The organism is Arthrobacter sp. MDT2-16, from assembly GCF_054510925.1.
In genome coordinates this window covers 315,309-333,690 of sequence record NZ_JBTNDP010000001.1, presented here as the reverse complement: position 1 = coordinate 333,690, position 18,382 = coordinate 315,309, and the positions used below count along the sequence as shown (strand labels likewise).

At 70.5% G+C, this 18,382-nt stretch carries 17 protein-coding genes; 7 read left to right on the top strand and 10 right to left on the bottom strand.

The window, feature by feature from the left end:
- Position 1 precedes the first annotated feature (1 nt).
- The 3 genes from ACX80N_RS01650 to ACX80N_RS01640 all read right to left on the bottom strand — a co-directional run bounded on the left by ACX80N_RS01650 (position 2) and on the right by ACX80N_RS01640 (position 3,122).
- Complete coding sequence (locus ACX80N_RS01650; protein WP_105033066.1) at positions 2-787, bottom strand: amino acid ABC transporter permease; 786 nt, start codon at positions 785-787, stop codon at positions 2-4.
- An 85-nt stretch (positions 788-872) separates the two neighbouring features.
- Positions 873-1,661 carry a transporter substrate-binding domain-containing protein gene (locus ACX80N_RS01645; protein ID WP_459338032.1) on the bottom strand — a complete coding sequence of 263 codons (789 nt, stop codon included), beginning with the start codon at positions 1,659-1,661 and terminating at the stop codon, positions 873-875.
- Between the two features lie 120 nt (positions 1,662-1,781).
- Positions 1,782-3,122, bottom strand: coding sequence for an isochorismate synthase (locus ACX80N_RS01640; RefSeq protein WP_459338031.1), 1,341 nt, complete (start codon positions 3,120-3,122; stop codon positions 1,782-1,784).
- Positions 3,123-3,202: 80 nt separating this feature from the next.
- Between ACX80N_RS01640 and ACX80N_RS01635 the strand changes: the two genes are divergently transcribed.
- Genes ACX80N_RS01635 through ACX80N_RS01625 form a run of 3 tightly spaced genes read left to right on the top strand, consistent with a single transcriptional unit; the run spans position 3,203 to position 6,385 of the window.
- Positions 3,203-3,964, top strand: coding sequence for a demethylmenaquinone methyltransferase (locus ACX80N_RS01635; RefSeq protein ID WP_459338030.1), 762 nt, complete (start codon positions 3,203-3,205; stop codon positions 3,962-3,964).
- The gene (locus ACX80N_RS01630) at positions 3,965-5,281 is read left to right on the top strand and encodes a geranylgeranyl reductase family protein (RefSeq protein ID WP_105033062.1); all 1,317 of its coding nucleotides are present in this window, start codon (positions 3,965-3,967) and stop codon (positions 5,279-5,281) included.
- A gap of 9 nt (positions 5,282-5,290) precedes the next feature.
- Complete coding sequence (locus tag ACX80N_RS01625; RefSeq protein ID WP_459338029.1) at positions 5,291-6,385, top strand: polyprenyl synthetase family protein; 1,095 nt, start codon at positions 5,291-5,293, stop codon at positions 6,383-6,385.
- A 111-nt stretch (positions 6,386-6,496) separates the two neighbouring features.
- Here ACX80N_RS01625 and ACX80N_RS01620 read toward each other — a convergent pair whose 3' ends face one another.
- The 3 genes from ACX80N_RS01620 to ACX80N_RS01610 all read right to left on the bottom strand — a co-directional run bounded on the left by ACX80N_RS01620 (position 6,497) and on the right by ACX80N_RS01610 (position 8,094).
- Positions 6,497-6,970: an HIT family protein gene (locus ACX80N_RS01620; protein WP_459338028.1), complete on the bottom strand. Its 474-nt coding sequence runs from the start codon at positions 6,968-6,970 to the stop codon at positions 6,497-6,499.
- Entirely contained in the window at positions 6,970-7,395 is a 426-nt protein-coding gene (locus tag ACX80N_RS01615; RefSeq protein WP_105033059.1) for a hypothetical protein, read from the bottom strand. The genes ACX80N_RS01620 and ACX80N_RS01615 overlap by 1 nt, the downstream gene beginning before the upstream one ends.
- A gap of 63 nt (positions 7,396-7,458) precedes the next feature.
- The gene (locus ACX80N_RS01610; protein WP_459338027.1) at positions 7,459-8,094 is read right to left on the bottom strand and encodes a trimeric intracellular cation channel family protein; all 636 of its coding nucleotides are present in this window, start codon (positions 8,092-8,094) and stop codon (positions 7,459-7,461) included.
- A 150-nt stretch (positions 8,095-8,244) separates the two neighbouring features.
- Here ACX80N_RS01610 and ACX80N_RS01605 point away from each other — a divergent pair, with 150 nt between their 5' ends.
- On the top strand, positions 8,245-9,213 hold the full coding sequence (locus tag ACX80N_RS01605; protein WP_459338026.1) for an alpha/beta hydrolase: 969 nt from the start codon (positions 8,245-8,247) through the stop codon (positions 9,211-9,213).
- A 54-nt stretch (positions 9,214-9,267) separates the two neighbouring features.
- On the opposite strand, the gene ACX80N_RS01600 is transcribed toward ACX80N_RS01605, so the two are convergent.
- Positions 9,268-9,477: an ATP-binding protein gene (locus ACX80N_RS01600; RefSeq protein WP_459338025.1), complete on the bottom strand. Its 210-nt coding sequence runs from the start codon at positions 9,475-9,477 to the stop codon at positions 9,268-9,270.
- Positions 9,478-9,504: 27 nt separating this feature from the next.
- On the bottom strand, positions 9,505-10,605 hold the full coding sequence (locus ACX80N_RS01595; protein ID WP_459338024.1) for a SpoIIE family protein phosphatase: 1,101 nt from the start codon (positions 10,603-10,605) through the stop codon (positions 9,505-9,507).
- 223 nt (positions 10,606-10,828) lie between these two features.
- Between ACX80N_RS01595 and ACX80N_RS01590 the strand changes: the two genes are divergently transcribed.
- Positions 10,829-12,508, top strand: coding sequence for a sensor histidine kinase (locus ACX80N_RS01590; protein WP_459338023.1), 1,680 nt, complete (start codon positions 10,829-10,831; stop codon positions 12,506-12,508).
- 2 nt (positions 12,509-12,510) lie between these two features.
- On the opposite strand, the gene ACX80N_RS01585 is transcribed toward ACX80N_RS01590, so the two are convergent.
- Positions 12,511-13,755, bottom strand: coding sequence for a sensor histidine kinase (locus ACX80N_RS01585; protein WP_459338022.1), 1,245 nt, complete (start codon positions 13,753-13,755; stop codon positions 12,511-12,513).
- A 125-nt stretch (positions 13,756-13,880) separates the two neighbouring features.
- Positions 13,881-15,299, bottom strand: coding sequence for a PucR family transcriptional regulator (locus ACX80N_RS01580; protein WP_459338021.1), 1,419 nt, complete (start codon positions 15,297-15,299; stop codon positions 13,881-13,883).
- A 163-nt stretch (positions 15,300-15,462) separates the two neighbouring features.
- On the opposite strand from ACX80N_RS01580, the gene ACX80N_RS01575 reads away from it, so the two are divergent.
- Positions 15,463-16,893, top strand: a complete 1,431-nt coding sequence (locus ACX80N_RS01575; protein WP_459338020.1) for a gamma-aminobutyraldehyde dehydrogenase — start codon at positions 15,463-15,465, stop codon at positions 16,891-16,893.
- A 26-nt stretch (positions 16,894-16,919) separates the two neighbouring features.
- Positions 16,920-18,305: a 4-aminobutyrate--2-oxoglutarate transaminase gene (gene gabT / locus ACX80N_RS01570; protein ID WP_459338019.1), complete on the top strand. Its 1,386-nt coding sequence runs from the start codon at positions 16,920-16,922 to the stop codon at positions 18,303-18,305.
- The last annotated feature ends 77 nt before the right edge of the window (positions 18,306-18,382 follow it).

Below are 18,382 nucleotides of genomic sequence, written 5' to 3'. Positions count from 1 at the left end.
ATCACCGGCCTCTCTTGTTGTGTCGTTCGAGCTTCGCGACGAGCTGGGTCAGCGGCAGCGTGATGACCAGGTACAGCAGCGCGGCGACGACGAGCGGCGTCGCATTGGCCTGGTTGGTGAGCGCGTCGCGGGCGAAGGTCGTCAGCTCGCGGTCGCCGATGGCCATGCCCGCGATGAACAGGAGGGAGGTGTCCTTGATGAGGATCACGAGCTCGTTGGTCAGCGGCGGGGTGATGATCCGGAAGGCCTGGGGCAGGACGACGGTCACCATGGTCCACGCGGAGTTCATGCCCAGGGACCGTGCAGCCTCCACCTGACCCTTGGGCACCGCTTCGATACCCGCGCGGATGGTCTCCGCGATGTAGGCGGCGGAGACGATGATCAGGGCGATCAGGCCCGCGCCCGCGTTGCCGCCGGGCGGGCGCCACTGGAACGCGATGGGGATGGCGTAGGCGAAGCCGAAGATGACCAGCAGGGCGGGAAGCCCCCGGAAGAGCTCGATGTAGCCGGTGGCGAGCCATCGGTACGGCAGGACCGGGGAGAGTTTCATGAGGGCGAGCAGGAGGCCCAGCAGGAGGCCGCCGACGAACGCGATGGCCGTGTAGATGACCGTGTTCCTCGCCGCGATCGTGAGGATCTCGGGGAACACGGCGGCGGCGATGTCCGGATTGAAGAAGTAGGGCTGGATGGTGCCCCAGTCGGCGGACAGGATGACGAACAGGACGACGGCAGCGAACACCGCGTAGAGGACGCCCTGGATGAGGCGTCTGCGTGTCGATCGTTTCACGCGGAGGGACTACCTTCCTTCGGGAGGTTGCACCCGTGCGGCACCGGCGTCGAGGACTGCCGGCGCCGCACGGGTAGGGGGCGTGTTACTCCGCGAAGTAGGAGTCGTAGATTTCCTGGTACTTGCCGTTGTCGCGCAGCGCGGTGAGCTGCTCGTTGACGGCGGCGACGAGCTCCTCGCTGCCCTCCTTGGACATGATGAACCCGTACTGCTCGTCGGTGGGGAGTTCCTCGGCGATCGTGAAGGCGCCGTCCTCGGTGTGGCCGAGGTTCACCGGCAGGTCCTGCAGCAGGGCGTCGACGTTGCCGGCCTGGATGGCGGCGTACATCTCGGCGTCGGAGGGGAACTGGACCAGTTCGGCCTCGGGGGCCTTCTCCGCCGCATAGGTTGCGCCGGTGGTGCCCTGCTGGACGCCCACCTGCTTGCCGGCGAGGTCGTCGATCGAGGCGATGTCGGAATCGGTCGGCACGAGGATCGACTGGAGCGAGTCGTAGTACGGGTCCGAGAACGCGAGGTTGGCCTGGCGTTCCTCGGTGATGGTGACGGCGCTGGCGCCGATGTCGCACTGGCGGGCACCGAGGACGGCGCCGCTCTGCAGGCCGTCGAAGCCTACATCCTGGACGGCGAGCTCGAGGCCCATGCCGGAGGCGATCTCCTTCATGAGATCCATGTCGAACCCGGTGTACTCGCCGTTCTCCTCGTACTCGAAGGGCGGGTAGGGGATGTCCGAGCAGACGGTCAGGGTGCCCTCGGACACGAGGTCCAGGCCGCTCGCCTCAGCGGAGCCGGCGTCGTCGGAGCCTCCACCACACGCGCTCAGGGCAAGGGCGCCGGCGGCCAGGGCGGCCAGCATTGCGGGTTTCTTGGAAAGCATGGGTTCCTCACTAGGGCAGACGGGATGCAGGTAAAAAATGTCCTGCTGATTCTAACGACGAATGCAGGAAGTGCATCACGGGCTACGGCTGTTGCCCCCCGATCACCGCCGCGGCCCGTCTCAGCGGGACAGGCCGAGGGCCTCGATCATGGGCCGGAACTTGCTCCACGTCTCCGCCAGCTCGGCCTCGGGCTGGGAGCCCTCGACGATCCCGCACCCCGCGTACAGCCGTACCCGGGTGGGGGTCTCGACGACGGCGCCGCGCAGCGCGATGCCCCACTCGCCGTTGCCCCCGGCATCGATCCAGCCCACGGGTCCCGCGTAGGGGCCGCGCTGGAGGTGTTCGAGCTCGCGGATGAGCGCCCCGGCCACCGTGGTCGGCGTGCCGCACACCGCGGCGGTGGGGTGCAGCGCCTGCACCAGGGCCAGCGACGTCGGCACCTGGCCGTCGTCGTCGACCGCGAGCCGCGCCGTGACGTCGGAGGCCAGGTGCCACACGTTGGGCAGCTGCAGGACGAAGGGCTCGCTGTGCGAGGTCATGGAGCTCGTGAAAGGCTCGAGCGTCTCGGTGAGCGAGTCGATGGCGATCTGGTGCTCGTGGAGCTGCTTCTCCGACCCGGCGAGCACCCGCGTGGGGTAGTCGGGGTCGCCCGCGGGTGCGTTGGCCCGGTCCAGGGTGCCGGCGAGCACGCGCGCCCGCGCGGTGCTGTTCTCCACCTTGATGAGCATCTCCGGCGTCGAGCCGATCAGGCCGTCCACGGCGTACGTCCAGCAGTCCTCGTACCGCACGGCGAGCTCGCGCAGCACCTGCGCGGTGGCCACGGGCGTGGCGAGGTTCGCCACGATGTCGCGCGCCAGCACGAGCTTGCTCAGCTCGCCCGCCCGCACGTGCTTGACGCCCTCGGCGACGGCCACCTTGTACTGGTCCTCGGTGAGCACGCCCGGGCCGAGGCTGTCATCGGGGCCGGGGGAGCGGTCGGCGTCGGGCTCCATGAGGTAGGCGGCGAGGGCGGCCTCGGCCGCCTCGGCGGTCAGCTCGGCCTCGGCGTCGTCCGTGATGTAGGTGAGCCAGCTCATCCCCTCGCTGCAGCCGACAACCACCTCCGGGACGATCAGGCGCGACTCGTGGAGGGAGGTCTTGGAGAAGGCGAAGGAGCCGAAGGCGATCAGGCCGGAGCCGGGAACGGCGAGCTCGTCCTGCACCTCCGCGCCGGCGAGCTCGCGGCGCCACCATTCCTGGGCCTGCGTGAAACGGTCGGGGCCGGTGACGGTGAAGCGTGCGGTCTCGCCGTAGGCGACCAGCCCGCCGCCGCGGCGGATCCAGGTATGGGCGTCGTTGCGGACCACGTACTCGAGGAGGCCCGCCTGGGGATCGATGGTGCCACGCGCCACCGTGATGCTGCGGAGGCCGCGGGAGTGTCCGGGCGCAGGCGGCAGCGCGGTGAGGGACGGTGTGCTCATGATGCTTCAAGCGTACTCCGCGGCATCGTGCCGAACCCGGGGTGATTAGGTGCATCCCCGTTGTTTGAGACAATGACGGGGTGAACCGTGCATCGCTGGAGAAGCGTCCTGACGAAGTGGCAGCCATGTTCGACGACGTGGCGCCCCGCTACGACGTCGTCAACGACGTCCTGTCGATGGGGCAGACGCGCCGCTGGCGCCGGATCGTCGTCGACGCCGTCGGTGCCGAGCCCGGTCAGCGCGTGCTGGATCTCGCCGCTGGCACCGGCACCTCGAGCGAGCCCTACGCTGACGCGGGGATCGACGTCGTCGCGTGCGACTTCTCCCTCGGCATGCTGAAGGTGGGCAAGCGCAGGCGCCCGGACATCTCCTTCGTGGCCGGCGACGCGACGGACCTGCCGTTCGCGGACAACTCCTTCGACGCCTCGACCATCTCCTTCGGCCTCCGCAACGTCAACGAGCCGAAGAAGGCGCTCGCCGAGATGCTGCGCGTCACGCGGCCGGGCGGCCGCCTCGTCATCGCCGAGTTCTCGCAGCCCACGGTGGCGCTGTGGCGCACCACCTACACCGAGTACCTGATGCGCGCCCTGCCGGCGATCGCCCGGAAGGTCAGCTCCAACCCCGACGCCTACGTCTACCTGGCCGAGTCCATCCGTGCCTGGCCGAACCAGGACGAGCTCGCTGCGTGGCTGGGCGAGAGCGGCTGGAACGACGTCGAGTACCGGAACCTCAACGGAGGAATCGTCGCCGTGCACCGCGCCACCAAGGCGCCGGCCGCACCGGGCGAGGAGCCGTTGCTGCCCGGCCAGGTCCGCCTGCGCCGTACGTCTGCGGCCGCGTAGATGACCGTCCTGATCGTCGGTGCGGGCCCGGCGGGATCCACAGCGGCGTACTACCTCGCGAGCGCGGGCATCGAGGTCACGGTCCTCGAGAAGACCTGGTTCCCCCGCGAGAAGGTGTGCGGCGACGGCCTGACGCCCCGTGCCACCCGCGAGCTGCAGCTGCTCGGCCTGCCGCACGACGAGAGCGAGGGGTGGCGCCGCACCAGGGGCCTCCGCCTCATCGCCGGCCGGCGCACCGTGGAGGTGCCGTGGCCCGAGCTGAGCGACTTCCCCGACTACGGGCTCGTCCGTACCCGCCTCGGTTTCGACGACGCCCTCGCGCAGCACGCCCGCGCCGCCGGCGCCACGATCCTCGAGGGCCATTCCGTGACCACCGCGCTGCGCGACGACGCAGGCCGGGTCACCGGGGTGACGGCGAACCTGCTCGACGCCGACGGCCGCAGGACGGGCGAGACGCGCACGTTCACGGCCGACGTCGTGCTCGCCGCCGACGGCAACTCCACACGCACCGCCGTCAGCCTCGGGATGCAGAAGCGCGACGACCGGCCCCTCGGCGTCGCCGTCCGCACGTACTTCACGAGCCCGCGCACGGACGACGACTGGATGGAGGGCTGGCTGGAGCTGCCCGACGCCACCGGCAGGCCGCTGCCCGGCTACGGCTGGGTCTTCGGCGTGGGCGACGGCACGTCCAATGTGGGGCTGGGAATCCTCAACTCGTCGGCGGAGTTCGGCAAGCTGGACTACAAGCAGGTCCTGCGCGACTGGACGGCGGGCATGCCCGCCGAGTGGGGCTTCACGCCCGAGAACATGGTGGGCGAGATCCGGGGCGCGGCGCTGCCCATGGGCTTCAACCGCACGCCGCACTACAGCCCCGGCCTGCTGCTGCTCGGCGACGCCGGCGGCATGGTGTCCCCGTTCAACGGCGAGGGGATCTCCTACGCCATGGAGTCCGCCCGCTACGCGGCCGAGTTCATCGAGCGGGCGCAGGGCGTGGGCTCGCAGCTCGGCCGGGACCAGGTCCTGTCCGGCTACGCCCCGTACGTGCGCGGGCAGTGGGGGAGCCATTTCACGCTCGGGCGCGTGTTCGCCCAGCTGATCGGCAAGCCCGCGGTCATGTCGCTGGCGCTGCGCACGGGGATGCCGGTCCCGGTGCTCATGCGCTTCGTGGTCCGCATGCTCGCCAACCTGACGGACACCGGCGGCCGGGGCTTCGAGGACCGCGTCATCCATCTGCTCGAGTCCCTCGTGCCGCCCACGTCCAACCAGCCGTCGCTGGCGGCCTATCTGCGTGCGCAAAGCGCCGCCCCACTTCGTTAGGCTTAGACGGTGACACACTCCTTCAATCCCGGGTGGACCAGCGTGGGCCATGGCAGCGCGCTGGACACGGCGGACATCCCGGACGACGCCGACGCGCTGCGTCTGCCTCCCGGCTTCGCCCTCATCGCCGAGGACCCGGAGCTGGGCCCGTCCGTCTCGTCCTGCCTCGCCGAGGTGGAGAAGCAGCTCCGCGGGGCCATCAGCAACTCCGATCCCCTCGCCGACGCCACGAGCCGGCATCTCGTCGAGGCCGGCGGCAAGCGCATCCGGCCCCTCCTGACGATCCTCGCCTCCCACCTCGGGAACCCGGCCGGCGCCAAGGTGGTCCAGGCCGCCGTCGTCGTCGAGCTGACGCACCTCGCCACGCTGTACCACGACGACGTCATGGACTCCGCGCCCTACCGCCGCGGTGCCCCGACCGCGCACGAGGTGTGGGGCAACTCCGTGGCCATCCTCACCGGCGACCTCATCTTCGCCCGGGCCTCGATCCTCGTGTCGGAGCTCGGCGGCGAGGCCCTCGGCATCCAGGCCCGCACCTTCGAGCGGCTGTGCCTCGGCCAGCTGCACGAGACCGTCGGGCCGCGCGAGGGCCAGGACGACCTCGAGCACTACCTGTCCGTGATCGCCGACAAGACCGGCTCGCTCGTGGCGGCCTCGGGTCAGCTCGGCGCGATCTTCGCGGACGCTCCGCGGGAGGTCGTGGACGTCATGGTGTCCTACGGCGAGAAGGTCGGCGTCGCGTTCCAGCTCGCCGACGACGTCATCGACGTCACGGGCCTGAAGGTGAAGTCGGGCAAGGCTCCCGGCACCGACCTCCGCGAGGGCGTCCCCACCCTGCCGGTCATCCTGCTGCGCCGCGCCGCCGCGGCCGGGGACCGGTCCGCGGCCGACGTCGTCGCGCTCGTGGACGGCGACCTCTCCAGTGACGAGGCCCTCGCGGAGGCGGTGGCCGCGGTGCGCTCGCACCCGCAGACGCAGGAGGCCTGGGCCGTGGCGCAGCAGTGGGCGGACGCCGCCGTCGCCGCCCTCGCGCCGCTGCCCGACAGCGTGGTGAAGCAGGCGCTGGAGAGCTTCGCGCAGGCCGTGGTCAGCAGGGACGTCTAGCCCCGCCCGCCGTCGTACCGGCTTCCCGGCGTACCGCCCCTGTGCCCGGAGCGTCCCGGGGCGTGGCGCGGCCGAGTCGTCGAGAACCAGGAACGACGGTGCCGGGTGGGCCTACCGGGGGAGGAACGCCCTTAGCTCGTCGGCCTTCCGCGCCCGGACCGCGGGATCCACGATGGGCCGCTTCGGCGTGAAATAGAAGCCGTCGTCGTGCCAGCGGGGCAGCACGTGCTGGTGGTAGTGCCAGACGTGCTGGCTGCCGGCGGGCTCGTTGTGCTGCCGCGTCGAGATGCCGTCCGGGGCCCAGGCGAGCTTGATCGCGATCGCGATGTCGCGGGTGAGGGTCATGATGCGGGCCGCGACGTCGTCGGGCAGTTCGTACAGCAGCTCGAAGTGCTCCCGCGGTGTGACGAGCACGTGGCCGGGGTTGGGCTCGAAGCCGTGGGAGGCGATGAAGGCCAGTACCAGGTCGTCCGAGTGGATGACGTCGCCCGGGCGGCACAAATTCCTGGCGTTGCTGAAGTCCCCGCGCGCGAGGTCGCAGAAGGGGCACCGGTAGCCCGCGGGCGCGTGGTGGGCGAACTCCATCAGTTCTCCTCGTCCTCCTCGAACACCCACTCGAACAGGTCGAGCACGTACTCGGTGAAGGTGCCCTCCTCGCTCTGCCATTCCCCGCGGGCGTTGTTGCGCCGCCACACGATCGGATCGGGGACGTCCAGCTGGTCGGCCCTCATGCCCCACGTGAACTGCTCGTCCTCGTCCTCGAGGAACAGCAGGAAGCCGTCCTCGATCTCGAGCTCGTCGGGGTCCCAGAAGAAGTGGAACGCCTCCATGATGTCCTCGGTGGCGCCGACGGCCCGGTAGAACTCGTGGAGAGCCAGCGGGAGCTCGAAGTCCTTGCCCTCGAGGAGGTCGGCGAGTTCCTCCTCGGACAATCCGTCCTCCTCGGCCCACTCGTCCTCGAAGTATTGGGGCACCAGGGCGCGGAATCTATCGGAAAACAGCTCGGTCACGGGTACTCCAGGAGTGGTGGTGGGGGGTCCTCCCATCCTAGCCCGACGCCCTCGGCACACGGGCTACTTCTGCGTCGCCGGACTCCGTGCTGCGAGCGGCGCATGCCATCCGTACTGCCAGGCGAGCACCCGGAAGGAGAACACGAGCGACGCGGCGATCGTGCCGGTGACGAGCGTGAAGGAGTCCGTCAGGTACAGGACGGTGACGATGACGGCACCGAGCATCGCGGGGAGGGCGTAGATGTCGCGTGGGTCGAAGAGCTGCGGTATCTCGTTCGCGACGACATCGCGCAGCAGGCCGCCGCCCACGGCGGTGGTGACACCCAGCAGGACGGCGGACACCGGGTTGAGGCCGACCTCGAGCGCCTTGATGGTGCCGGTGATGCAGAACAGGGCCAGTCCGGCGGCGTCGAAGACGACCAGCACGCGCTTGACCCGCTCAACGCCGGAGAAGACGAAGTAGACCAGGATGGTGGCCAGCAGCGGGGGCAGCAGGTACGCCGGATCGGTGAACGCGGCCGGCGGCACGTCGATGATGAGGTCGCGGGCCACACCACCCCCGAGCGAGGCGAGGGAGGCGAGGAGGAGCGACCCGACGATGTCGAAGCCCTTGCGAGCCGCCAGGAGCGAGCCGGAGACGGCGAAGAAGAAGACGCCGAGGAGATCGGCGGCGAGGGCGACGTGCGAAGCGGTATCCATCTCTTCCTTCGGCGGGCGGTTGTGCCGCGAGCCGGCGCGCGGCCGCGTCCGGGCATCGGGGCCCCGACCAGCATGACAGAGGCTGCCCGGACCCCGTGCCGACGCCGCACGACCGGGCGGCGACGCGACGCCCGGCACTAGGCTGGCCCCATGACGAGCGGACACGCAGCAGGCACGGAGACGGTGGGACCGAGCGCGCAGGACGGCTCGCGGGCGATGCGCGTGGCCTCACGCCTGATCGGCCTCCTGCCGACCAAGAAGCACCTCAGCGGCACCGACTGGGTGAACGCCAGATACCCGGACCGCACGTACCCCTCGGTGGCCGCGATCCCCTGGACGTTCAAGCAGACGCACACCATCCAGGAGAAGCGGATCGACGGCGTCCGCACCATCACCGTCCGGCCCCTGCTCGGTGCCACGCGCTCGCACATCATCTACACGCACGGCGGCATCTACATCAACGAACTGGCCCGCCCGCACTGGTGGATCATCGCGGAGCTCACCAAGCGCACCGGCGCGGCCGTGACGGTGCCCCTCTACCGCCTGGCACCCGAGAGCACCTACCGTGAGGCGTTCCCGTACCTGGTCTCGGTCTACCGGGACGTCCTCGCCACGGCCGAGCCGCAGGACGTCACGTTGATGGGGGATTCCGCGGGCGGGGCACTCGCCGTCGCCCAGACCTGGGCCTTCCGTGACGCCGGGCTGCCCGCACCCGGCCGCGTCGTCGCCTTCTCGCCCTGGCTCGACGTCACGGGCACCAACCCCGAGATCCCGCGGTACGACGCCGTGGATCCCATGCTCTCCGTGCCCGGCGGGGTGCGGGCCGGGCTCTGGTGGTCCGGCGGTGACGACCCCAGGACGCCGCTCGTGAGCCCGGCCTGCGCGCCCGCGGACCTGCTCGCCGCGGTCCCGGCCACGCGGATCTACCAGGGGACGCGCGACGTGTGCATGGCCGACGCCACGGTGTTCCGCGACCGCGCGGTGGCGGCGGGGGCGGACGTCACCCTGAGGGTCTACCCGGGCGGCTTCCACGTCTTCCCGGCGTTCCCCCGCCTCCCGGAGTCCCGGGAGGTCTACGCCGATATCGCCGCGTTCCTCGGGCGACCGGCGCTGCCCTAGGCGCCGGCGGCGCCGCCCGAAGCACGTCCCAGGAGCCGGGCAGCCGGGTGGCGGTCAGGCTGCGCCGGAGTCCCGGGACAGGACCCATACATTGGTGTCGTCCTGGCGTTCGACCGTGACGGTGGTGACGAGTGCACGGATCATGGCGAGTCCCCGGCCCGACTCGTCGTCCTGCGGCGTCCCGTCGTCCGGGAGGGCCGGCCCCGACGGCGGATCGAGGTCGGGGAGCGGGTCGATCGGTTCGGCGCCGATCTCACTTATCATGGCACTCAGCCGCCCGGTGCATGCTGGTCAGTCCGCGGAACGCCTCAGGATGACGACGGTGACGTCGTCGGCGACCTCCGGGACATCGGCCCGGTCCAGCAGGGCTGCGCAGGCGGCCTCGGCGCTGGCAGCCGCCGTCACCACATCCGCCACCGCCTCCGTGAACTGCTCGACCGTCTCGTAGATGTCCAGGAGGCCGTCGCTGACGATGGCCAACTGGTCCCCGGGTCCGAGACGGACCACCCCTGCGCGCCACTTCTGGTCAGGCCATGCTCCGACCGGCGGCCCGGCCGAGGGCAGCCGTGTCGCACTACCGTCCGCTGCGACGTGCAGCGCGAGTCCGTGGCCGGCATCGACGTAGTCGACGACACCGGTCGCCGCATCGAGGCGCCCGTGGAAGAGCGTGACGAAGGAGTTCGTCTGCTCGAGATCGGCTTCCGTCGCGCGAGCCGCCGTGGCGAACGCGGTCTCGATGCCCGGCTGCCTCGCGACGGACCGGAGGGTCGCCCGCACCGTCGCCGCGATCAGTGCTGCGCCCATGCCCTTGCCCATGGCGTCGGCGACCGTCAGGTGCAACCCCTCCGGTGTGCTGTACCAGTCGTAGAAGTCCCCACCGACGCTCCTCGATGGCCGGAACCTCCCCGCGAGCACGTAGTCGCGGAGTGTGAGCTTGTCGCGGGGAAGCAGATTCTGCTGCACCTCCGCGGCCCGCAGCCGATCATCCGCGTTGGCGATGTCCACCGCGGCCTGCCGGCTCTGGCGACGGAACAGCGTGTTCACGCGAGCCACGAGCTCGCGCGGGCTGAAGGGCTTGGAGATGTAGTCGTCCGCACCGGTCTCGAGGCCCGTGAGGCGCTCGATCTCATCGGTGCGCGCCGTGATCATGAGGATGTATGCATCGGAGAAGGTGCGCACCTCCCGGCACAGATCCACTCCGTCGCCGTCCGGGAGGTTGAGGTCGAGCGTGATGAGGTCGGTACCGGCCCGGGCCTTCTCCAGACCTTCGCGCGCAGTCGACGCCTCACTCACCTGGAAGCCCTCCCGCTTCAGGACCTGGACGAGCAATCCCCGGATGTCGCCGTCGTCCTCGACAACCAGTGCACGGCGAACCTGTGGGGCGACAGTCATGATGCTCATTAAACGCTACTCGGCAGCATGCTCCGGACCCATGGCGGCCGGCGGCCGGACTCACCGGTCCGTTGCGCTGAACTTGATGCGATCTTGAGGGGCGGGGTGCTGCTTCCCCCCGAAAACAAGGGGCTGCCGCGTTATCCTGTGGCTGGGGGGCCGGGGCTCGCAGCCCGTCAGGTAGGGCGGAGCAACTCGACGACGGACAGGGAAACAGCGGCAGATGGACAAGGTGCTCTCATACCTGACGCTCAACACGCGACAGTTCCACGAGCTGTCCCTCCGGGCGCGCGTCATCCTGTCCCAGCTGCCGCTCTCCCTGACGGTGGTGCTGATCCTCGCGGGCGGCGCACTGTTCCACCCCGACCTGTTCGAGAGCCGCTCCTTCCTCATCGGCGTGGCCCTGCAGGCCGTCCTGCTGGCCGTGTGCGTGCTCGTTCCCTGGGACCGCCTCCCGCATGCGAGCTTCCTCGTCATCCCGTTGCTGGACTTCATCCCCATCGGGCTCATGCGCTACGGCGCCGGGACCGTCATCACGGGCGTGGGGCTCCTCACCGTGTTCCCCGTGATCTGGCTGGCCGCCTCCGGCCTCTTCCCCCGGGTTGCCCTCGCGGCCGGGTTCCTGGGAGCGCTCGGCGTGGTCTGGGCACCCGTGTTCGTCACCGATGCCGAGGTCAATTCCTCGTCGCTCACGCAGTCCATCCTGCTGCCCTTCATCATGCTCGCGATCGGCGTGACCATCCGCGTGATGACGGCGAGCATGATGGCCCAGCAGGAGGTGGTCGAGGAGAAGGACCGCGCCCTGCAGGTGCTCCTCGAGGACAGCGCGCGCCGCGAACGCCTCCTGGACACCGTGGTCAACAGCCTCGACGTCGGCCTGATCGCCGTGGACGAGACGGGCCGGCCGGTCCTCGCCAATCGGAAGCTCGAGGCGTTCCGGGCCCTCGCAGGCGGGTCCGGGGACACGGCCGAGGAGGACCTCCACATCTACCTGCAGGACGGGGAGACGGTCATGCCCGCGGTCCGGCGCCCCACCCGGCGAGCCGCGGAGGGGCAGGTGTTCTCCGACTACCTGCTGTGGTGGGGGGAACAGCCTGGACAGCGTGTCCTCTCGACGTCGTCGCGCCTGATGACCAACCAGGCGGGCACGCGTGAGGGGTCCGTGGTGACCTTCAGCGACGTCACCGAGCTCGTCGCCGCCCTCAACGCCAAGGACGATTTCATGGCGACGGTGTCCCACGAGCTGCGGACCCCGCTCACCGCGATCCGCGGCTACCTGGAGCTGCTGACCACCACGCCGGACCTCGACCCGGACGTGGCCTCCGGGCTGGAGGTCGTCTCGCGCAATTCCGAGCGCCTGCACAAACTGGTGGTGGACCTGCTGACCACGGCGAAGGGTCCGCCGGAGATCGCGCCGGTGCCCACCGACTTCTCCGACCTCGTGGGCCGGCGGGTGGCCACGGCGCAGGAGCGCAACAGCAACCCGCTGGTGCGTTTCGACGACCTGACGGCTCCGGGCCTCGTGGCACTGTGCGACTCATCGGGGATCGGCCAGGTGCTCGACAACCTGCTCTCGAACGCCATCAAGTACTCACCCGCAGGGGGGCGCGTGACGGTCCGCGCCGCGGAGGTCGACGGCGAGGTGGAGTGCAGCGTCACGGACGAGGGCACCGGTATGTCGCCGGAGGAGCTGAAGGGTGTGTTCTCGAAGTTCTTCCGGACCTCCGCGGCCCGCAACGCCGCCATCCCGGGGGTGGGGCTCGGGCTCGCCATCTCGAAGGCGATCGTGGAGCGGCACGGGGGGACCATCACCTGCCGCAGTGCCGAGGGGCAGGGCTCCACCTTCACGTTCCGGCTCCCGGTCGCGCACATCGACCAGGACTGGCAGCTCCAGGCCCGGTAGCGTCAGGCGGCCGGCCCGAGGTGCACCGTCACCGTGGTCCCGCCACCCGGGGTCTCCGACACGGTGATCGAGCCCTCGTGGGCGTCCGCGATCCGGGCGCACGTCGCCAGCCCGATCCCATTGCCGGGCGGATCCCCTTCGCGGTACAGGCGCACGAGCGGCTCGAGCACCCGCTGGCGGTCGGCGGGATCGATGCCCTTGCCATGGTCGATCACGCGCAGCACCTGGGCCTCGCCCACGCTCGCCACGACCTCGATGCGCGGAGGGCTTCCGGGCGTGGAGTACTTGATGGCGTTGGACACGAGGTTCTGCAGGAGGGCGGTGACCTGCGCCCGGTCCACGGACAGGAGCGCGTCCTGCACCGTGATGACGGCGTCGGAGGCGCTGGTGAGCGGAAGGACATCCTGCAGCACGGCGTTCATGAGCGTGCTCAGGCGTACCTCGCGCCGGCTGATCGCCCCGCCGATGCGCGAGAACTCGAGGACGTCCTCCACCGTGGACAGCATGCGGCTGGCGCTGCCGCGGATGATGCTGAGGTAGCGCGCCGCCGGGCCGGAGGGTTCGACCTCGTCGTCCTGTTCGCTGAGTTCGGCGTATCCGAGGATCGCGGTCAGGGGGTTCTTCAGGTCATGGCTCACGCGGGCCGCGAAGCTCGCGAGGTCCTCGTTGCTGCGGCGCACCACCTCGAGGGCCTCGACGAGCCGGCGCGTCGTGAACTGCAGTTCGAGGACCTCCACGACCTGCCGTGCGAGGATCTCGAGGCCCTCGTGCTGCCCGGCGTCGAAGGCGAGCACCCGGGGGGAGAACACGCACAGCGAGCCCAGGGCGTGGCCCTCCCGCGTGACGAGGGGGACCGACGCGTAGGACCGGACGCGGGCGATCCCTCCGTTGACGAAGGGGTTGTCGGCGAAGCGCGGATCGCGGGATGCGTCCGCGAGGGCGGTGATGGACCCCGACGTGAACACCTTGGAGCACATGGAGTCGTCCCGCGAGCACACCGCCGGGTCCACGCCGACGGCGGCGATCTGGTGCTGCTGGTCGGCCGTGATGATGTTGATGACGCCCGCGTCCATGCCGCTGACCCGGACGGCCAGCTTCACCAGGTTGAGCAGTTCCGGAGGTGTCTCGTACTCGAGCCTGTCCACGGGGGTGCCGTCGGCCTCGCCGTAGGGGAGGCGGTACTCCTGCAGGACCGCCTGGCGGGCGAGCTCGTGCAGCTCCGCCGCGTCGGTATGGAGCAGTGACATGGAAACCCCCGAAGGACTGTGAGACCGGTGCGTGGTGATCAAACTATTCCATGCAGCGGCCGGCTGTCGTGGTTCACCTCGTTCGGAGTCGCCACCTCCGGGAGATGGGTCGCGGAGCAGGGGCGTCAGCCGAGGGCGCGGATGCGCAGCGCGAGGTAGAGGTGCACGCGGTCCGCGGTGACCGCGGGGTCGTACCCGGTGAGTGTGACGACCTGCTGCAGGCGGTAGCGGACGGTGTTGCGGTGGAGCCCCAGTCCAGCGGCGACGGCGGCCACCGAGCCGTCGAGGTCGAGGTACCGCTCCAGGGTGGGCAGGAGGTTCGTGCCGTGGGCCGCGTCGAAGGCCTCCAGCGGCTGCAGGGTCTCCGTCGCGAGGTCGGAGAGGGGTACGTCGGCGCTGGTCATGAGCAGGGAGGTCAGGCTCAGGCGGTCGGCCACGTTGAGCGACTGCCCCCGCTGCAGCGCCTCGCGAGCCTCGAAGTAGCTCCAGCGCAGCCCGTTGGGCTGGGCGTACGCTCCGCCGACGCCGATGCGGGCCGTGAGGCCGGCTCCGTGGAGGTAACGGCCGAGCCGGGCCGGATCGGGTGCGCCCGTGGCAGGGGGCACGAGTACCAGGCGGTCGTCGACGAGGCCGGCCGACGCTCCGTCCCAGCCGTCGGGCAGGGGCAGCGTCCGAAGCGCCCGCCGCTGGCCGGAGGCGACGTCGACGATCAGCACGCTGTGCCTCAGCGCGGTGTCGATCCCGGCCCCGGCGAGCCGCGCGGCCGCCTCCGCTCCCGCGAGCGTGCCGCGCACCACGTCCTCGAGGAGCTGGCCGACGGCGGTCCGGGTGCCTGTCCGGTTCCGGGCCTGGTTCGTCAGCTCCACGGAGATGAGGTTCTGCGCGTAGTCCACCACGGCAGCGCGTCCGTAGGGCTCCGCGATGGCGAGGATGCAGCGGTCCTTCAGTCCGGTGGCGACCGGCAGCCGGTGCCAGTCCCCCTCCGGGTGGGCGGTGCCGGGACCGGAGGCGCCCGCGATGCGCGCCCCGTACTGGAACAGCGCGACGTCGGTGCCGAGCATGCGGGCGAGCTCCCCGAGCAGGGCCCCGAGGCCGCCCGGTCCGAGCAGGGCCGAGGCCAGGACGGCGTGCCCCCGGAGGAGGTCCTCCAGCCCCGCGTAGCGGTCGGCGGACAGGGCGTCGGCCACTGTCTTGCCGATGGCGATGAAGGGCACCTCGTAGGGCACGCTGAAGGCGGGCAGGCCGACGTCGTCCGCCTCGGCGAGCAGTGCGGCGGGGATCCGCCGGTGCGTGAGGCCGACACCGAAACCGATGGCGAGCGCGCCCGCCTCATGTGCCCGTCGCACGAAGGCCCGCTGCGCGGCGCCCGTGGTGAGCCGTACCCCGGTGGTCAGGACCACCTCGGCGCCATTGAGGAACGGTCGCGGATCGGCCAGCTCCGTCACCGCGACCCACTGGATGGGCTGGGGAGGAGCCTCCGACCGGCCCTCCGGGACGAGCCCGAGCGCCGCGTCGGAGAGGAGATCCGTGAGGGTGATGGCCATACGACAAGCCTAGGGTGCTGTGCTCCTGCACGGCGGACCCTCGGGTCGCCTGTGCAGGTATCCGTGGCCCGGTGTGCGTTCCCCCGGTACCGTTCTACCGATACCCGCGTGCCGGATGCGTCCGGTCCCTCCGCGGGTCCGACCTCGTGAAAGGCACTGCAGCGTGGCTGAGACCCTTCAGAACTACATCGACGGCGTATTCGTGACGCCCGCCGGCACCGAGCTCCTGGACATCGTGAACCCGACCAACGGCGAAGTGGTCGCGCAGTCGCCCGTGTCCTCGCCCGCCGACGTCGACGACGCCATGAAGGCTGCAGCGCGTGCCTTCACCACCTGGAAGCGGACCACCCCGAGCCAGCGCCAGCTCATGCTGCTCAAGCTCGCCGACGCCGTCGAGGCCGCGAGCGACGAGCTCGTCGAGGCGCAGCACCGCAACACGGGCCAGGTGCGGGAGATGATCGCCGCCGAGGAGGTGGCCGTCGGTGCCGACCAGCTGCGGTTCTTCGCCGGCGCCGCGCGCGTCCTCGAGGGCAAGTCCGCCGGCGAGTACCTCGAGGGCCACACCTCGTACGTGCGGCGGGAGCCCATCGGCGTCGTCGCGCAGGTGGCGCCGTGGAACTACCCGTTCCTCATGGCCATCTGGAAGATCGGGCCGGCACTCGCCGCCGGCAACACCGTGGTCCTGAAGCCCAGCGACACCACCCCCGAGTCCACCCTCGTGCTCGCGCGGCTCACGCAGGGCATCCTGCCCGACGGCGTCCTGAACGTGGTACTGGGCACGGGGGAGACCGGTGCCGCCATGATCGAGCACCCCGTCCCGGGCCTCGTGTCCATCACGGGCTCCGTCCGGGCCGGCATCGCCGTCGCCACCACTGCCGCGAAGGGCCTCAAGCGCGCGCACCTCGAGCTCGGGGGCAAGGCGCCCGCCGTCGTCTTCGCGGATGCCGACCTGAGGAAGAGCGCCGCGGCGATCGCGGAGTTCGCGTTCTTCAACGCGGGCCAGGACTGCACGGCCATCACGCGGATCCTCGTGCAGGAGCAGGCCCACGACGAGTTCGTCGCCGCGATGGTGGAGCACACGGCCACGCTGAGGACGGGCAGCGCCGACGACTCCGAGAACTACTTCGGCCCGCTCAACAACATCAACCACTTCAACGCCGTCAACGCCGTCATCGAGGCGCTGCCGGCCCACTGCAGCATCGCGACCGGGGGCAGGCGCGCCGGTGACAAGGGCTACTTCTTCGAGCCCACGATCATCACCGGTGCCCGCCAGGACGACCCGGTGGTGCAGCAGGAGACGTTCGGCCCGATCGTCACGGTGCAGACCTTCGCCACCGAGGAGGAGGCCGTGGAGCTGGCCAACGGGGTGGACTACGCCCTCGCCTCCAGCGTCTGGACCACCGACCACGGCACCGCGATGCGGGTCTCCCGCGACCTCGACTTCGGCGCCGTGTGGATCAACACGCACATCATGCTCACCGCCGAGATGCCCCACGGCGGCTTCAAGAACTCCGGCTACGGCAAGGACCTCTCCATGTACGGCGTGGAGGACTACACCCGCATCAAGCACGTCATGAGCGTGCTGGACGCCTAGCGTCCCCTCCAGACAAGGAACCCCACATGACCACTTTCGCAACCTCCTCCGGCATCTCCGCACCGGGCTTCCGGCTCGAGCAGAAGCGCCGTATCACCGGAGACTTCCCGGGCCCCAGGTCCACCGAGCTGGCCGCGCGCCGCGCCGCCGTCGTCGCCAAGGGCGTCGCCTCCGGCGTGCCCGTCTACGTGGCGGACGCCGACGGCGGCATCATCCACGACGTCGACGGCAACTCCTTCATCGACCTCGGATCAGGCATCGCCGTGACGAGCGTCGGCGCCTCGGACCCGGCCGTCGTCGGCGCCGTCAAGGAGCAGGTGGAGCACTTCACCCACACGTGCTTCATGGTGACGCCCTACGAGGGCTACGTGGCCGTCGCCGAGCAGCTCGCGGAGCTGACGCCCGGGGACTTCGAGAAGCGGACTGTCCTGTTCAACTCGGGCGCGGAGGCCGTGGAGAATGCCGTCAAGGTGGCACGCCTCGCCACCGGCAGGGACGCCGTCGTCGCCTTCGACCACGCCTACCACGGCCGCACGAACCTGACCATGGCGCTCACCGCAAAGGCCATGCCCTACAAGACGAACTTCGGCCCCTTCGCGCCGGAGATCTACCGCGTGCCGATGAGCTACCCGTTCCGCGAGGAGAACCCGGCCATCACGGGTCCCGAGGCGGCCCGGCGGGCCATCACCATGATCGAGAAGCAGATCGGTGCCGAATCGGTCGCCGCGATCATCATCGAGCCCGTGCAGGGCGAGGGAGGCTTCATCGTGCCCGCCGACGGATTCCTCCCGGCCCTCGCCGAGTGGGCCACCGCCAACGGCGTGGTGTTCATCGCCGACGAGGTGCAGTCGGGTTTCTGCCGCACGGGTGAGTGGTTCGCCGTGAACCACGAGGGTGTGGTGCCCGACATCATCACCATGGCGAAGGGCATCGCCGGCGGCATGCCGCTCTCGGCCATCACGGGCCGGGCGGATCTGCTCGACGCCGTCCACGCCGGCGGGCTCGGCGGCACCTACGGCGGCAATCCCGTGGCCTGCGCGGCCGCTCTCGGTGCGATCCGGACGATGAAGGAGCAGGATCTCGCCGGACGCGCCCGCCACATCGAGGAGCTGGTGACGGAGCGCTTCGCCGCCCTCCAGGCCGATCTGGGGGAGCGCTGCATCATCGGCGAGCTCCGTGGGCGCGGCGCCATGCTCGCGATCGAGTTCGTGGAGCACGGCGGCAAGGCGCCCAACGCCGAGGCCACGAAGGCCATCGCCGCGCAGTGCCTGCGCGAGGGTGTCATCATCCTGACCTGCGGCACCTACGGCAACGTGATCCGCCTGCTGCCGCCGCTGGTCATCACCGACGAACTGCTGGCCGACGGCCTCGACGTGCTCGAGCGCGCGATCCGCTCGGTCGACGCCGGCTGACCGTCCATACGCACGACGAGGACGACGGAGGCCCCGCAGCGATGCTGCGGGGCCTCCGTCGTCGTGCCGGAACGGGC

Bases quoted from the DNA above. Each gene is read 5' to 3' on its own strand.
- ACX80N_RS01590 (WP_459338023.1), top strand. From the start codon at position 10,829: ATGGACAAGGTGCTCTCATACCTGACGCTCAACACGCGACAGTTCCAC.
- gabT (WP_459338019.1), top strand. From the start codon at position 16,920: ATGACCACTTTCGCAACCTCCTCCGGCATCTCCGCACCGGGCTTCCGG.
- ACX80N_RS01600 (WP_459338025.1), bottom strand. From the start codon at position 9,477: ATGATAAGTGAGATCGGCGCCGAACCGATCGACCCGCTCCCCGACCTC.
- ACX80N_RS01585 (WP_459338022.1), bottom strand. From the start codon at position 13,755: ATGTCACTGCTCCATACCGACGCGGCGGAGCTGCACGAGCTCGCCCGC.
- ACX80N_RS01605 (WP_459338026.1), top strand. From the start codon at position 8,245: ATGACGAGCGGACACGCAGCAGGCACGGAGACGGTGGGACCGAGCGCG.
- ACX80N_RS01645 (WP_459338032.1), bottom strand. From the start codon at position 1,661: ATGCTTTCCAAGAAACCCGCAATGCTGGCCGCCCTGGCCGCCGGCGCC.
- ACX80N_RS01620 (WP_459338028.1), bottom strand. From the start codon at position 6,970: ATGGAGTTCGCCCACCACGCGCCCGCGGGCTACCGGTGCCCCTTCTGC.
- ACX80N_RS01610 (WP_459338027.1), bottom strand. From the start codon at position 8,094: ATGGATACCGCTTCGCACGTCGCCCTCGCCGCCGATCTCCTCGGCGTC.
- ACX80N_RS01595 (WP_459338024.1), bottom strand. From the start codon at position 10,605: ATGACTGTCGCCCCACAGGTTCGCCGTGCACTGGTTGTCGAGGACGAC.
- ACX80N_RS01640 (WP_459338031.1), bottom strand. From the start codon at position 3,122: ATGAGCACACCGTCCCTCACCGCGCTGCCGCCTGCGCCCGGACACTCC.
- ACX80N_RS01580 (WP_459338021.1), bottom strand. From the start codon at position 15,299: ATGGCCATCACCCTCACGGATCTCCTCTCCGACGCGGCGCTCGGGCTC.
- ACX80N_RS01630 (WP_105033062.1), top strand. From the start codon at position 3,965: ATGACCGTCCTGATCGTCGGTGCGGGCCCGGCGGGATCCACAGCGGCG.